Here is a 13,988-nt window from a genome sequence, read left to right on the forward strand (position 1 = left end):
TAAAACTTACGAAAAGATGAAAAAGAAATTAGAATCAGAATTAGTTAGCATTGCACATAGGATTCTAAAACTAAAAGGAAAAGAAGATGTAGAGCAGATGCATAAAGAAGTTTCTAAGCTTTACGAAAAATTGACTGTTTTGAAATTCGCGCAAGAAAATTTTGAAGAAACTATGCCAACCATTGGTCATGATTCATCATTTTTTGGCATGTTAGATACTGCTTTTAACAATAAAGTAAGCGATAATGTAGAGGTTGAAAACCGCACCTATATAAATGTGGACGAGGTTGAAGATGATGGTATTGTAGAACCTGTAATGACTAAAATTAAGGATATGTATGAGCATATGCCTAAGGATACGGAACCAAAAGATACAATATTAGAAAAAGCTTTAGCGCAAGAAGAAGTACCAGCAAAAACCATTGAATTTGAAACTATAACCTCTGGTTTTGAAGCGATGCCAGAATTTGAACCTATTGAAGAGGCTAAAAAACGAGAAGCCGAATCCGCGAAAAAATCTTTAAACGATAAGCTAAAAGGAAAACGATTAAATATTGGACTCAATGATAAACTAGCTTTTATTAAACATTTATTTGAAGGTCAAAACGAAGATTACGATCGTGTGATTTCTCAAATAAACACCATGAATTCATTAGAGGAAACAAAACTACTCATCTTAGAAATGGTAAAACCAGATTACAACAATTGGGTTGGTAAAGAAGAGTATGAAGCTCGTTTTATGGAGTTAGTAGAAGGTAAATTTAGTTAATAAGTTAAATAAACATATCCCACAATATCATTAGGCAATCCGTTAATTTCTAGTATATAGAAATAGGTGCCAACGGGTAATAATTCTGAGCTTTTTAAAATACCCATATTTGCTTTTCCATCCCAAGTATTTGCATAATTGGTGGCTTCGTAAATTTGTGTACCATATCTATTAAAAATCTTAAGAGTATTAGAATAATCCTCGATACACGGAATAATTAAAAAATCATTAGAACCATCATCATTGGGTGAAATGCCTTCTGGTATGGTTAAGCAATTATTAATTTCTACAGTAGCGTCATCTTCATTATTTGTTAAATTTCTATCCGGTTCGTTAGTGCTATTTAAAAGTGCTACATTGGTTAAATCATTAGAAGACATTACTGTTGCTGTTAACAATAAAGTTTCATAAGTATTAGCATTAAGGTTAGGGATTGACCAAATAAGTGTAGTATTATCAAAAGTACCAAAGCTTGGCGTAGCAGAAACAAATTCAAATCCGATTGGTAGCGCATCCATAACTTCTATTAATGTAGCCGTTGTTGTACCTAAGTTAGTTGCAGTTATTGTGAAATCTACATTTTGACCATGAAACGCTTCAGTAGGTTCAGCCGTTTTTACGATTTCAATATCAATATTAGAGGTGTCTTCTATAACATGTAAAGTTGCACTTGTTTGGGATGTATTTATATTATAATTATTTGTGAAATTTTCAAAATTATTAAGATGCTCCCCAATAATTTCTGAAGTTACCATAACAGAAAATGTACAACTTTCTATACCATCTGGAAATACTAAATCTTCAACTCCAACAAAAATATCTCCTATACTACCTATAAAATTAGCAGTACAACCATTGTCTTGTACCCAATTTGGTATGCCAGAAAGTGTAATACCTGTTGGTAAATTATCAGTAAAAGAAATATTACTTTGAGTAGGGTTTGAAGCTACGTTATAAACTGTAAATATTAATTCGCTTTGGCCACCTTCAATTATAGAATCTGGAAAAAAGCTTTTTTGTAAAACAGGAGCAATTACCTGCACACTATTTATAGAAATATTAGAATCTGGAGTAAGTTCTTGATTGTTTGAAGCGTTTGGTATGGCTTCAGCAATATTATTAAAGGCACCTCCAAAGCTTGGAGCGGAAACGGGTATACTAATTCTAACTGTTGAGCCAGCTTCCATAGTTGGTATAATACCTGTAATAAAATTACCAGTAGTATTAAAACTAGAAATACAACTTGCGTTACCAGAAGTTACGGTACAAGTTGGAGTGCCAATGATTGTAAATACCGAATTTAAGGTGTCTTCAAAAATCACATCAATCGCATTAGAACTGGTTGTACTATTACTAATGTCAATAATCCAATTAAATGTTTGGTTGATATCTACTTGTGTAAACTCTGGGTAAGTTTGTACAATGAGGTCTAAACAAGGAGCAAAATAGGTGTTAACTGAAGCTAAGTTATTATTAGGATTGCTATCTACTAAGTTACCTGCATAATCCGCTGATACAACATTAGTCGCAATCATAGGGTCATAAGAACATTCGGGTAACCAATCTATAGTAACGTTAAACGTGATAGAGCTATTGGCTGGTAATTCCCAATTTTCTTCAGGTGTTATTTCCCAAAAAATATCAAAATTACCGTCATCAGTAATTCCATCCAATCCTACACCTAAATTAGCATTTACAATTGTAAAACAAGAAGCTGTTCCAGTAGTTTCAACGCATTCTATATTAGTTAAAGTAGCTAAAATTTCTGGGTCGTCCAAATCTCGGATTGGCATGTAGTCTTGTAGTTCTATAAAACTATCTTCAAGCCCTTCATTAGTTACAGTAATTTCATAAGTAATTGGTCCCCAGGAAGCAGTATTGTTGTCAGAACTTCCAATAGGTAATTGCGGATATATTTGTGTTTTTGTTACGATTAAATCATTAGATTCTTCTCCACCACATGGTACCGTAGGAATAGGTAAAGTAACATAATTAGAAAAGTAATTATTGTCAGTATTACTATCTAATAATTGAGTATCTAATATATTGGTTGCACTTCTTATTTGCACCGTAATTGGTGCGTCTCCACAAGGTTCTACAAACCGAACTACGGTTTGTAAGGTAATTGTTGTGTTGGGTTGCAAGAGGAAATCACTACTTGTCCATAGTTGACCATTATTAGATAAATTAAAATCATTACAAGTTACGGAGCCAGTTGTATTTATGCAGTTAACTGAGACAATTTCCCAACCTACACTAAGCGATAAATTTTGAAAGAAGAATCGCATAGGTGCTTCTAAAGGACCATTATTACATACGGTAGTTTCAAAAGTAATATCCTGATTATAGTTTAAATCCACTGAAGGTAAAGGATTTGTTTGGACACTTTCAATACATAAATCCGTTAGAGCACAGGCTTCTGCTAATATCAAATTAGTAGTAACACTATTAGAATCTATTGAAGTAATAGTTGCCGTATTCAATTCTATATTTATAACACTATTTACATCAATTGGCAGTGGATTTGTTGAGCAAGAAAAGTTTGTATATCTGTAAACTAATTGAAAAGTTATACTTCCTCCTGAAGTCATTTCGTGGTCGTCATAAAAAATAAACATAGAGCTGATAGATGTTACCGTATCAGAGTTTCCGTTTAAAGTAGTTAAATCTGGACATAGTGTTCCGTTAGTTGCTCCTAAACATTCAAGCGAAATAAATTCTGCATAAGGTTGACCATTTTCATTAGGTGAACTTAAATTTAAATGACCTTCAATACTAGACACAGGAAAAGCTATAGCACTATTATTTGTGATGGTAAATTGATACGTCACCAAATCTCCCCAAGCATTAATTGCTGTGCCTTCTGTAGGATTAATTTGTGTTTGTGTTACAGAAAAATCTATAATCACATCGAGAACATCAATAGATATAATAGCTTGATTATTACTTGTATTTGTATCTTGTGTATCTGTTGGTGGGCTTATAGTCCCGTTTGCAGTAATGCCACCTAAACTAGTTGGTGCTGTAACTAAAACTAACAACTCTACGCTAGAGTTATTAGGCATTGTAGCAATAGATGCTGTTAATACATTACTTGTAACATCTATGTTAGAAAAATCAGATGCACCTGCATTACTATTTTGTGAATTATAAGAAAGGATGGTTAAATCTGAATCAAAATTTACTGAAATACTAGCATTATCAACAGTGTTTCCAGAATTTAAAACAGTAATAACATACTGAAAATCTTCATAAATATCAACTTGAGAAATTGCAGTTCCAGATAAATCTTGAGTTTCAATAGCAATAGACAAATCTGTAGTTTGACCATGTAATTGAAATCCTAAAAGAAATAAAACCAATAAGCGGTATGGTTTTCCAATCATAAATAATTAAGTTGATTAATGGTATGCCCTCAGTTATAAAACAAGTAAGATGCTAATTTTCCTACTTAATTTTCTAACTTATTATAAAGATGCTAAATATCTCAAATGGTTGCGTTGATATATTTGGAAACATTGTAAATTTGAAAAGAAATTGCACACAATGAGTAAACTATATCTCGTTCCAACACCTATTGGAAATTTAAAAGACATCACCTTTAGGGCTATTGAAGTACTTAAGGAAGCAGATTTAATTTTAGCAGAAGATACCAGAACTTCTGGAAAACTTTTAAAGCATTTTGAAATCACCACACAAATGCAAAGTCACCATATGCATAACGAGCATAAAACGGTGAATCATTTAATTGAAAAGTTAAAAGCCGGATTAACCATTGCTGTAATAAGTGATGCTGGCACACCTGCCATTTCAGATCCAGGGTTTTTATTAGTGAGAGCCTGCGTTGAGAATAATATTGAGGTCGATTGTTTACCAGGAGCAACAGCCTTTGTACCAGCTTTAGTAAATAGTGGATTACCAAACGACAAGTTTGTTTTTGAAGGATTTCTTCCTGTAAAAAAAGGACGTCAAACCAGATTTTTATTACTAGCGGAAGAAACAAGAACTATGATTTTTTATGAAAGTCCACACAAATTAGTTAAAACTTTAGGGCATTTCTGTGAGTATTTTGGAGAAGATAGACCAGTTTCAGTTTCGCGCGAAATCACAAAACTCTACGAAGAAACCATAAGAGGAACTGCCAAAAAAGTTTTAGAACATTACACCAATAAACCACCAAAAGGGGAAATTGTTATTATCGTTGGCGGAAAGCAAAAATAATATGACTTTAAACGAATTTAAAAATAAATTGAAATCGAATTCAGAGCAAATTGAGTTCTCTGAGACAATTGCTGTAATTGAAGAAAATTACGAGTTTATACCAACAGCTTTTACAAATGGAACCATAGAAAATGCCGAAGGGCAGAATTCAGGCTCTTGCAAGTTATTTGCTTTTGCAAAAGACCAAAATCTTACAAAAGAAGAAACCTTAGCCTGTTTTGGCGAACATTATTTTGAAAATGTTTTGAAAGAACCAAACGGCACAGGACATCAAAACATAAGAAACTTTATGAGAACGGGTTTTGAAGGTTTGGAGTTTAAATCTTTTCCGTTGAAAAAGAAGTAGCTTGTTTTATCTCGAATTTATTTACTCTAAAGTCAGTTCGAGTATCAAGCTTTTTTGCTTGATGTATTAAGAACCAAATTAATATGGAAGACTTACTTTACATCATCAGCCAATGCACCATTTGCAAAGCACATCTTCCATTGGGTCCAAGACCAGTTGTCACTGCAAACCCAAAATCTAAAATTGTAATTATTGGTCAAGCACCAGGAACAAAAGTAAACGATTCTGGAATTCCTTGGGACGACCAAAGCGGAAAGAAATTGAAACAATGGCTTAATGTTACAGACGAGCAATTTTACAACACTGAAAACTTTGCGATTATCCCAATGGGATTTTGTTATCCTGGAAAAGGAAAAACAGGCGATTTGCCACCAAGACCAGAATGTGCACCACAATGGCACAAACCATTATTAGATAAAATGCCTAATGTGGAATTGGTTATTTTAATTGGTGCCTACGCACAGAAGTATTATTTAAAAAACAATGCAAAACGAACGTTGACAGAAACAGTTGGCGATTATAAAATGTATTTTCCAAAGTATTTCCCTATTCCGCATCCATCTCCTACCAATCGGTTTTGGAGAATTAAAAATCCTTGGTTTGAGGAGTTTATTGTGCCTGAGTTACAGAATAGGGTTGAAGAAGTTTTAAACAAACCCTCCAGTTCCAGAGAATAAATCTAGACATCATTCTTTTTATTCCAATTGATTGTATAATTTATTTTGGTGTTCTTTTCGAAGTTTTCAATTTCTTTTAATGTAGCTGTAGGATGAAGTTTTTTGTGTTGCCATAATCTAATAAGTTTGCCTAGGTTTAAAACTTTGCACAACCCAATTATAAAGGTAGATACGGAACCAAGAATCAAATAAATTTCCATTTTAATAGGTTTTAAACAAAAGTAAATCAGCCTTTTACTATTTACTGTAACATGGTTTTGAACATGTTCTTTGTCAAAATTAGTAGATTTTATCTAGATCCATAGTTTACAAAGCTCAAATAATTTTGAACTATATGATGTTTATCATTTATTTACACACAGTAAAACCTGAAACATTTACATGGTAAATAATTGTTTATTAGATGTTTATATGGGATTTTTTAAAAAAAACAAGAGAGTTGGCTTTTAAAGCTAAAAGGCCTATCACTACTGTAAAATTAAGTAAATATTTGTTTCATTCGAGATACCATTAAACATTGACTTCATAGTTCAAGTAGTTTATAATCAAAAAAAACCTCACTATTTCTAGAAAGGTTTCAAGATAATTTATCTAATTGCTGGGCGCTCTAAAAGTCTAACAATCTATTTAATTAAAATACTCAAAATATTTTCTTGCTTTTTGAGGATTAGCTTTTACATCAACACGATCAATTTCTTTACCATCTTCATTTAGCTCTAAAATGTAAAACTTTTCGTTTTCAAAAACACGTTGTAAATAGATTTTAGTACTACCATCTTCATTAAAAAATTTCATGGTTTCATAACTGTCATAGTTAGACGATACCATTTCAGAAAAAATCTTTCCTTCAACAATTTTTTGAGTTATGGTTCTTCCATCTTTAATAAAACTTTGAGAAATGATGTTGCCTAACAAATCAAAATGTTGCGTTTCAACGGTTTCTCCATCTTCAATTTTAGATTCAGATTGTATTTTTCCTGTTTCATAAAAATTGAATTTACTTCCAACTAAAATATCATTGTTAAAGGTGCTTTTACTGTTCAAAACACCATCTGGGAAATACATTAGTTCTTCACCATGCTTTTTACCATTTCTATATTGAGTGTGAGAAAACATTTCACCATTTGGGTGAAAAACAATATAATCGCCATTTAGAAGTCCTTCTTTAAATTCAAACTCTTCCCATTTAGACATTTCGTTGCCAACCACATAATAACCATCCATAAATTCATTGGTTTTATTAAGTCGGTAGTAAGCTAAACCATTATAGGTGTTAATAGTATATGAGCCTTTTTCAATAAATGTAAAGCTTTCATCTTTTTTATCTTTTCCTTTGGAATTACAGCCTAATAAAAATAAGAACGTAACGGTTAATACTATAATTTGCTTAATTGTTTTCATTCTTAATAATTACTATTAATACAACGACCCATCATGCTTACCAACGCTATAACCATGCTTCCCTAAATATTTGTTTCCACTTTCTACAGCACCTTCTTCTATATCTGTTCCCATAGAATCATTCCAGCGATTTAGATATCCAAAGAGAGAAATTACACCGAGCATTTCTACAATTTCGCCTTCGTCCCAATATTGGTATAAACGTTCTTTTATTTCTGCATTTACAGCATTTGGTACTTGGCTTGCGGCTAAGCTAAAATCTAAGGCTGCACGCTCGGCTTCCGAAAAAGCAGGATGTGTTCTATAGTCCCAAATATTATCTAATTGTTCTTTTTCAGCACCATAACGTTCTGCAGCTCTAATGGCATGTGCTTGGCAATATCTACAACCAGTGGCATTACTACTAACCCAAGCAATCATTCGTTTTAAAGCTGAGGTAACTTTACCTTCGTTAGCCATTACGGCTTTATTTAAATTAATAAATGCTTTACTTATTGCTGGTCTACGTTGCATGGTTAAGACAGAATTAGGGCAAAACCCAAGAGTTTCATTAAAAAATTCTGCTAATTCTTTGGTTTCTAAATCGTGTTCTGCAGACAAAGGTGTTACAAGTGCCATAGTTGTTATTTTAGTAGTATTTTTGAACTTAGTTAGTGTCTAAAATACTTAAAATCATATTTTATATAAAACTTTATGGCACTTTAAGTACTCACAATTTTAAAAATGTAATAAAATGGCAGATAAAATAACAACACACTGGAGAGGAAACATGACATTTGAGTCTGATAATCCTAGGTGGCCTTCAATAATGATGGATGCTTCTGAAGAATTTGGAGGTACAGGATCTGGTATGGCACCAAAAGCAATGATGCTATCATCTTTGGCTGGTTGCTCTGGTCTAGATGTTATTTCTACATTAGATAAAATGAAAGTAAAAATAGACGATTTTAAAATTGAAGTGTCTGGTGAATTAACAGATGAGCATCCTAAAATTTATCATACGGTAAACGTAGATTATCATTTTTATGGCTCAGATTTAAACGAAAAAAAATGCGAACGTGCTGTAAATTTATCCGTTGAAAAATACTGCGGTGTAATGGAAATGTTTAGACAATTTGCAACAGTAAAAACCAAAATACACTTTCATAACAAATAATTAGACCTACATATAATGTCTATAAATAACTTATTTTTACAATAAAAACGCATATTATGAGAATTAGAAGTAACAAAATAAGTCCGATTATAATATTATTTATTAGCTTGTTTATAAGCTGTTCTTCGGACAATAATTCTTCAAATGATAACGACGATGATCAGATAGTAATAGATGACCCTACAGATGATGACGTTGAGGAGCCTTCAGACCTTTATGAGCGTTTTGTATTTAGCTCAGATTTAGTAATTGAACACAGTTGGAATACTGATGGTTGCGATAGTCCACCATGTAGTACAAATCAAGATAATTTAGATAACGTTTTTGATAACGCACTACCTAACCAGCCTTATTTTTATATGGAAGATAATGAGGAAGAGTTAAATCTTGTATGCCAATTAGACAAAGGACGACGTGCCGAATTGAAACAAACCACAGAAGGCCCTTTAACCTCTTATTCTAAAATGGAATTTGAAGGTATTTATTACAACATTCCTTCAGAAGGTATGACAATTGCTCAGGTACACAACAGAGGAGGGAATTCTAATAAACCATTTTTTAGATTAGAATTACATAACCATAAACTTGAAACGGTAATCCGTAAAGATCCAGAAGTAAGTTCTAGCGAAACAACGTTTAGCAAAATTGATTTTCCTTTTGTAGACAATGGAAATTACACACAATTTCCACTTAATGTGACGTTAGAAAAAAACAACGGTGTAGTTAGTATTAGGGTAATGCAAGGTGATGTGGTCATTGTAGACGAAGATTTTGAAGCTGATCCAACAACCAATTGGGTAAACGATACAGGTATTTCTAATGGCTATTATTTAAAAGCAGGTCTCTATAATGCGGCAACTACACATACAGAAAACATTACATTAGGTTATACAAACTTTTTGTTTGAAAGTGATGATAACTAAAGACTAAAATTCTTAACTACATAAATGCGTTGGACGTTAAAACCAAAACCTGAAGCTGTAAAAGTTTCTGAAATGAAAAAAGCACTAGGTGTTGATAATGTCATTGCAACTCTATTGTTGCAGCGTGGTATTGATACTTTTGAAGCTGCCAAAACATTTTTTAGGCCAAGTTTTAGTGATTTGCACAATCCGTATTTAATGAAAGATATGGACATTGCCGTTGCACGTATAGAAAAAGCCATTGAAGCAGGAGAAAACATAATGGTTTATGGCGATTACGATGTTGATGGTACTACGTCTGTGGCCTTAATGTCTTCGTATTTAAAAACAAGAATTAATTCGGTTGCTACCTATATTCCAGATCGCTATAATGAAGGTTATGGTGTATCTTATAAAGGTATTGATTTTGCAGACGACAATGATTTTACACTAATTATAGCCTTAGACTGTGGTGTAAAAGCCATAGATAAAGTGGCTTATGCAAACAAAATAGGGATAGATTTTATTATCTGTGATCATCATAGGCCAGGAGAAAAACTTCCAGATGCAGTAGCAGTTTTAGACCCAAAACGAGAGGATTGCAACTATCCTTTTAAAGAATTATGTGGTTGTGGTGTTGGCTTTAAATTAATAACTGCTTTAGCTGCAAACCAAGGACAAAAAGCTGAAGATTTAGTAGAATATTTAGATTTAGTAGCTACAGCAATTGGTGCAGATATTGTACCTATTGTAGATGAAAATAGAGCATTGGCTTATCTTGGCTTGCAGGTTATAAACACCAATCCAAGACCAGGAATGAAAGCCATTATTGCTGAAGTAAAAAAGGATATTTTAACTATTACAGATGTTGTTTTTATAATTGCGCCAAGAATAAATGCAGCTGGAAGAATGAAACATGGCAACCATGCCGTAACACTTTTAACTGAAACGGATTTTAATCTAGCAGCTGAATATGCTGTAGATATTGACCAATTTAATACGGATCGTCGTGAAACTGATAAACAAATTACGGAAGAAGCTTTAATTCAAATTGAAGAAAATAACGAGCAAGAAGGCTTTACAACCGTTGTTTACAATAAAACTTGGCACAAAGGTGTCATTGGTATTGTGGCTTCTCGCTTAATAGAAACGTATTACAGACCAACTTTGGTTTTTACAAAAAGTGGCGATAAATTAGCAGCATCAGCACGTTCTGTTAAGGGTTTTGATGTGTACAATGCTTTAGAAGCATGCTCAGAGCATATTGAACAATTTGGAGGTCATAAATACGCAGCAGGCTTAACTTTACTGCCAGAAAATTACGAAGCCTTTAAAGCAAAGTTTGAAAGTGTTGTACAAGAAACTATAGATCCAAAATTACTAACGCCAGAATTAAAGATTGATTTAGAAATAGAATTAGGAGAAATCAATGATAAACTAATGCGTATCTTAAAGCAATTTGCACCTTTTGGGCCTGGCAATATGTCGCCAACCTTTATGTCGCAGAATTTAAAAGATACAGGTTATGGAAAATGTGTTGGCGAAGATGATAAACATATTAGGTTAACCGTTACCCAATCTTTTAACGATAAAATAGTTTGTATCGGTTTTGGTTTAGGCGACAAAATAGATATTATTAAAAGTAAAAGACCATTCAGTGCAGCCTATTCTATTGACGAAAATCACTGGAATGGCAATGTGAGTTTACAACTAAAGTTAAAAGATATTAAAGCATAAATAAGTGGTAAAAAACGATCCATACGCAGCTCTTAGAATTAAAGAATTCAACATTTTTTTATTAGTGAGATTTGCCCTAGTTTTTGGTTGGTCTATGCAATTTGTTGTGATTGAATGGCAAGTGTACGCAATGACTAACGACAAATTGAGTCTTGCTATAATAGGTTTATGTGAGTTTTTACCCGCTTTTTTTCTAGCACCATTTGCAGGCCATATTGCAGACAAAAAAGAAAAGCGTAATCTTTTTGCGCTATGCATTGCGTTGTTTTCGTTAATAAGTTTTGGATTGTTTTGGTTAACGTCTAATCAAATTGAATCTTCTTGGTCAACAAATTATATTTTATACAGTATCTACAGTTTGGTGTTTTTTGGTGGTGTTTTAAGAGCGTTTTTTGGCCCAACTATCTTTTCACTAATTGGTTTACTCGTTCCAAAGAAAATTTATCCTAATGCGGCAACATGGAGCAGTAGTACTTGGAAAGGTGCAAGTGTGTTTGGTGCGTTATTAGGCGGATTTTTAATTGCTTGGATTGGTGTACACTATACGCTTGGTATTATATTCTCTTTGGTAATGTTATCTCTATTATTGGTGTTTGGTATTGTTAAAAAACCAATTCTAAACCAAGGAAATACCGAAACTGTAAAAGAAAGCCTTAAAGCAGGACTCAACTTTGTTTTTAATGACAAAGTGATTTTAGGAGCGCTAACTTTAGATATGATTGCTGTTTTATTTGGTGGTGCTGTTGCCATTTTTACAGTTTTTGCAAAAGATATTTTAGACGCAGGACCAAAAGGTTTAGGTATTTTACATGCTGCCTTATCATCTGGTAGTATTTTAACCATGTTGGCTACAACATATATTCCTATTGCAAAAAGCACAGGGAAGAAGTTACTGATTTCAATTTTTGGTTTTGGTCTTTGTATGATAGTTTTTGGGGCTTCAAAACTTTTGTGGCTTAGTGTTATAGCTTTGTTTCTTGCTGGTGTTTTTGATGGGATTTCTATGGTTGTACGTCAAACCATATTACAACTAAAAACACCTGACCATATGAGAGGACGTGTTGGAGCTGTTAATTCTATGTTTGTTGGGTCTTCTAATGAATTAGGTGCTGTAGAAAGTGGTGTTGCAGCGAGAATTTTTGGTGCGCCATTAGCAGTAGTACTTGGCGGTACTGTAACCCTTATTGTTGTTTCCGTTATAGGAATTAAAAACAAACCGTTAAGAACACTAGATTTACAGCAAGATATTAAAGAGCACGAAAAAGAAGAAGTTGTTTAATACTTTTTCAACTCAAAAGTAGTTCCATCAAAAACACCATAGGTGTAATACAGAATCCAATCACCAAGATTAATGTATTTAGACGTTTCGTTCAGTTGAATTTCTAGTGGTAAATGTCTATGACCAAATATAAAGTAATCTCTGTGTTTGTCTTGGAGTTTTCGTTTGGCATATTGAGCCAACCACTCGTTGTCTTCACCTAAAAATTTGGCATCATCATCTCCAGAAATCATTTTGTTTTTAACAGACATATATTGGCCAATCTTCATACCAATATCTGGATGCATCCATCTAAACAACCATTTAAAGAAAGGATTGGTAAACACTTTTTTCATGCGTTTATAGCCTTTGTCTTTTGGGCCTAAACCATCACCATGACCAATAAAAAAACTTTTGTTGTTAAAAGAGAATTCTTGAGGTTTATGAAAAACAGGAATGTTTAATTCGGTTTTAAAATAATCCTTCATCCATAAATCATGGTTGCCAACAAAGAAATAAACTGGGATTCCTGAATCTGTAATTTCAGCTAATTTCCCTAAAGTTCTTGTAAATCCTTTAGGTACTACGGTTTTATATTCAAACCAAAAATCGAATAAATCGCCTAATAGAAAAATAGCAGCAGCATCGTCTTTAATTTCATCTAACCAAGAAACAAATTTTTTCTCACGAGGTTTTGACGCTTCAGGTGTTGGTGCACCTAAATGATTATCTGATGAGAAGTAAACTTTCTTTCCTTCAGCAAGTGTTATGTGATGCGGTTTATTCATTATCTGAAGCGTACCATTCAGCAAAAGAAGATGTCGTTTCTGAAAGCTTCAAGGAATGTAATTTTATCGTTTCTGGTAAGTGTTTTTTTATTTTTTCAGCAAAATCAATAACCATCATTTCACTGGTTGGTTGATAATCTACTAATAATACATTATGGTCTCTAGCTGCTAATTCTTTGGCTAATTCTACATGAGGTGTGTTTTTGTTAAACACAGTAGCGTGGTCAAAAACATCAACAATTTCTTCTTTTACTATTTTCTTTAAATCGCCAAAATCTATAACCATTCCAAATTTCACGTTATTAGAATCTGCGATAGGTTTACCAATAACTGTAACGTATAATTGATAACTATGGCCATGTACATTTTTACACTTACCGTCGTAACCATAAAGTGCGTGACCTGTTTCAAAAGAAAACTGTTTTGTAATACGTATGTTACTCATTATCGTCTTTTATTTCGGTTATAGAAGTAAATAATAATTAGCACCAATCCTAAGATTAGAAACAATCCGTTTCCACCTAAAAAGCTAAGAATATCCATATTAAGTATCTTTATATCTGTTTTTATTGTATCTATAAATTACAAAAGCTATAATAACTAAAACCACAAATGGTAAAAGCGTACCAATAAAAACACCAATACTGTAACTGTCGTCTGGCGCATTCTTTAGCTTCTCGTCTATTTTTGCGTTTTGTAGTAAGGCAATTAGTAAGCTCATTTATAGAAAATT

Annotated in this window: 15 protein-coding genes; 8 read left to right on the forward strand and 7 right to left on the reverse strand. The window is 32.9% G+C overall.

Annotated elements, in window-relative coordinates:
* The first annotated feature begins 16 nt into the window (after positions 1-16).
* Positions 17-769, forward strand: coding sequence for a hypothetical protein (locus GN138_RS12090; RefSeq protein WP_157364255.1), 753 nt, complete (start codon positions 17-19; stop codon positions 767-769).
* Here GN138_RS12090 and GN138_RS12095 read toward each other — a convergent pair.
* A complete protein-coding gene (locus tag GN138_RS12095) occupies positions 766-4,155 on the reverse strand; it encodes a DUF7933 domain-containing protein (protein ID WP_157364256.1) in 3,390 nt (1,129 codons plus the stop codon). The two genes, GN138_RS12090 and GN138_RS12095, sit on opposite strands and share 4 nt — an antisense overlap.
* A 160-nt stretch (positions 4,156-4,315) precedes the next feature.
* On the opposite strand from GN138_RS12095, the gene rsmI reads away from it, so the two are divergent.
* From rsmI to GN138_RS12110, 3 genes are all read left to right on the forward strand, one after another.
* Entirely contained in the window at positions 4,316-4,990 is a 675-nt protein-coding gene (gene rsmI, locus GN138_RS12100) for a 16S rRNA (cytidine(1402)-2'-O)-methyltransferase (protein WP_157364257.1), read from the forward strand.
* Between the two features lies 1 nt (position 4,991).
* Positions 4,992-5,336 (forward strand): HopJ type III effector protein, encoded by a 345-nt coding sequence (locus GN138_RS12105; RefSeq protein WP_157364258.1) that lies wholly within the window; start codon positions 4,992-4,994, stop codon positions 5,334-5,336.
* 83 nt (positions 5,337-5,419) lie between these two features.
* Complete coding sequence (locus GN138_RS12110; RefSeq protein WP_157364259.1) at positions 5,420-6,013, forward strand: uracil-DNA glycosylase family protein; 594 nt, start codon at positions 5,420-5,422, stop codon at positions 6,011-6,013.
* A gap of 2 nt (positions 6,014-6,015) precedes the next feature.
* On the opposite strand, the gene GN138_RS12115 is transcribed toward GN138_RS12110, so the two are convergent.
* The 3 genes from GN138_RS12115 to GN138_RS12125 all read right to left on the reverse strand — a co-directional run bounded on the left by GN138_RS12115 (position 6,016) and on the right by GN138_RS12125 (position 8,032).
* Positions 6,016-6,213 carry a hypothetical protein gene (locus tag GN138_RS12115; RefSeq protein WP_157364260.1) on the reverse strand — a complete coding sequence of 66 codons (198 nt, stop codon included), beginning with the start codon at positions 6,211-6,213 and terminating at the stop codon, positions 6,016-6,018.
* Positions 6,214-6,640: 427 nt separating this feature from the next.
* Positions 6,641-7,414, reverse strand: coding sequence for a toxin-antitoxin system YwqK family antitoxin (locus GN138_RS12120; RefSeq protein ID WP_157364261.1), 774 nt, complete (start codon positions 7,412-7,414; stop codon positions 6,641-6,643).
* A 15-nt stretch (positions 7,415-7,429) separates the two neighbouring features.
* Positions 7,430-8,032, reverse strand: a complete 603-nt coding sequence (locus GN138_RS12125; protein WP_157364262.1) for a carboxymuconolactone decarboxylase family protein — start codon at positions 8,030-8,032, stop codon at positions 7,430-7,432.
* A 115-nt stretch (positions 8,033-8,147) separates the two neighbouring features.
* On the opposite strand from GN138_RS12125, the gene GN138_RS12130 reads away from it, so the two are divergent.
* Genes GN138_RS12130 through GN138_RS12145 form a run of 4 tightly spaced genes read left to right on the forward strand, consistent with a single transcriptional unit; the run spans position 8,148 to position 12,488 of the window.
* Positions 8,148-8,570: an OsmC family protein gene (locus GN138_RS12130; RefSeq protein ID WP_157364263.1), complete on the forward strand. Its 423-nt coding sequence runs from the start codon at positions 8,148-8,150 to the stop codon at positions 8,568-8,570.
* Between the two features lie 56 nt (positions 8,571-8,626).
* Positions 8,627-9,493: a polysaccharide lyase family 7 protein gene (locus GN138_RS12135; protein WP_157364264.1), complete on the forward strand. Its 867-nt coding sequence runs from the start codon at positions 8,627-8,629 to the stop codon at positions 9,491-9,493.
* A 24-nt stretch (positions 9,494-9,517) separates the two neighbouring features.
* Positions 9,518-11,209 (forward strand): single-stranded-DNA-specific exonuclease RecJ, encoded by a 1,692-nt coding sequence (recJ, locus tag GN138_RS12140; protein WP_157364265.1) that lies wholly within the window; start codon positions 9,518-9,520, stop codon positions 11,207-11,209.
* A 4-nt stretch (positions 11,210-11,213) separates the two neighbouring features.
* Positions 11,214-12,488: an MFS transporter gene (locus GN138_RS12145; RefSeq protein ID WP_317162749.1), complete on the forward strand. Its 1,275-nt coding sequence runs from the start codon at positions 11,214-11,216 to the stop codon at positions 12,486-12,488.
* On the opposite strand, the gene GN138_RS12150 is transcribed toward GN138_RS12145, so the two are convergent.
* The 3 genes from GN138_RS12150 to GN138_RS16050 all read right to left on the reverse strand — a co-directional run bounded on the left by GN138_RS12150 (position 12,485) and on the right by GN138_RS16050 (position 13,976).
* The gene (locus GN138_RS12150) at positions 12,485-13,255 is read right to left on the reverse strand and encodes a UDP-2,3-diacylglucosamine diphosphatase (RefSeq protein ID WP_157364266.1); all 771 of its coding nucleotides are present in this window, start codon (positions 13,253-13,255) and stop codon (positions 12,485-12,487) included. The genes GN138_RS12145 and GN138_RS12150 overlap by 4 nt on opposite strands.
* Positions 13,248-13,700, reverse strand: coding sequence for a 6-pyruvoyl trahydropterin synthase family protein (locus GN138_RS12155; RefSeq protein ID WP_157364267.1), 453 nt, complete (start codon positions 13,698-13,700; stop codon positions 13,248-13,250). The genes GN138_RS12150 and GN138_RS12155 overlap by 8 nt, the downstream gene beginning before the upstream one ends.
* A gap of 99 nt (positions 13,701-13,799) precedes the next feature.
* Entirely contained in the window at positions 13,800-13,976 is a 177-nt protein-coding gene (locus GN138_RS16050) for a hypothetical protein (protein ID WP_197429345.1), read from the reverse strand.
* Positions 13,977-13,988 lie beyond the last annotated feature (12 nt).

The sequence above is a fragment of the Winogradskyella endarachnes genome, assembly GCF_009741275.1.
GTDB lineage: Bacteria > Bacteroidota > Bacteroidia > Flavobacteriales > Flavobacteriaceae > Winogradskyella > Winogradskyella endarachnes.

Excerpts from the sequence above, each read along its gene's own strand:
- GN138_RS16050 (WP_197429345.1), bottom strand. The coding sequence starts at position 13,976 with ATGAGCTTACTAATTGCCTTACTACAAAACGCAAAAATAGACGAGAAG.
- GN138_RS12120 (WP_157364261.1), bottom strand. The coding sequence starts at position 7,414 with ATGAAAACAATTAAGCAAATTATAGTATTAACCGTTACGTTCTTATTT.
- GN138_RS12150 (WP_157364266.1), bottom strand. The coding sequence starts at position 13,255 with ATGAATAAACCGCATCACATAACACTTGCTGAAGGAAAGAAAGTTTAC.
- GN138_RS12135 (WP_157364264.1), top strand. The coding sequence starts at position 8,627 with ATGAGAATTAGAAGTAACAAAATAAGTCCGATTATAATATTATTTATT.
- GN138_RS12115 (WP_157364260.1), bottom strand. The coding sequence starts at position 6,213 with ATGGAAATTTATTTGATTCTTGGTTCCGTATCTACCTTTATAATTGGG.
- rsmI (WP_157364257.1), top strand. The coding sequence starts at position 4,316 with ATGAGTAAACTATATCTCGTTCCAACACCTATTGGAAATTTAAAAGAC.
- GN138_RS12095 (WP_157364256.1), bottom strand. The coding sequence starts at position 4,155 with ATGATTGGAAAACCATACCGCTTATTGGTTTTATTTCTTTTAGGATTT.
- GN138_RS12110 (WP_157364259.1), top strand. The coding sequence starts at position 5,420 with ATGGAAGACTTACTTTACATCATCAGCCAATGCACCATTTGCAAAGCA.
- GN138_RS12090 (WP_157364255.1), top strand. The coding sequence starts at position 17 with ATGAAAAAGAAATTAGAATCAGAATTAGTTAGCATTGCACATAGGATT.
- GN138_RS12155 (WP_157364267.1), bottom strand. The coding sequence starts at position 13,700 with ATGAGTAACATACGTATTACAAAACAGTTTTCTTTTGAAACAGGTCAC.
- GN138_RS12125 (WP_157364262.1), bottom strand. The coding sequence starts at position 8,032 with ATGGCACTTGTAACACCTTTGTCTGCAGAACACGATTTAGAAACCAAA.
- GN138_RS12105 (WP_157364258.1), top strand. The coding sequence starts at position 4,992 with ATGACTTTAAACGAATTTAAAAATAAATTGAAATCGAATTCAGAGCAA.
- recJ (WP_157364265.1), top strand. The coding sequence starts at position 9,518 with ATGCGTTGGACGTTAAAACCAAAACCTGAAGCTGTAAAAGTTTCTGAA.
- GN138_RS12130 (WP_157364263.1), top strand. The coding sequence starts at position 8,148 with ATGGCAGATAAAATAACAACACACTGGAGAGGAAACATGACATTTGAG.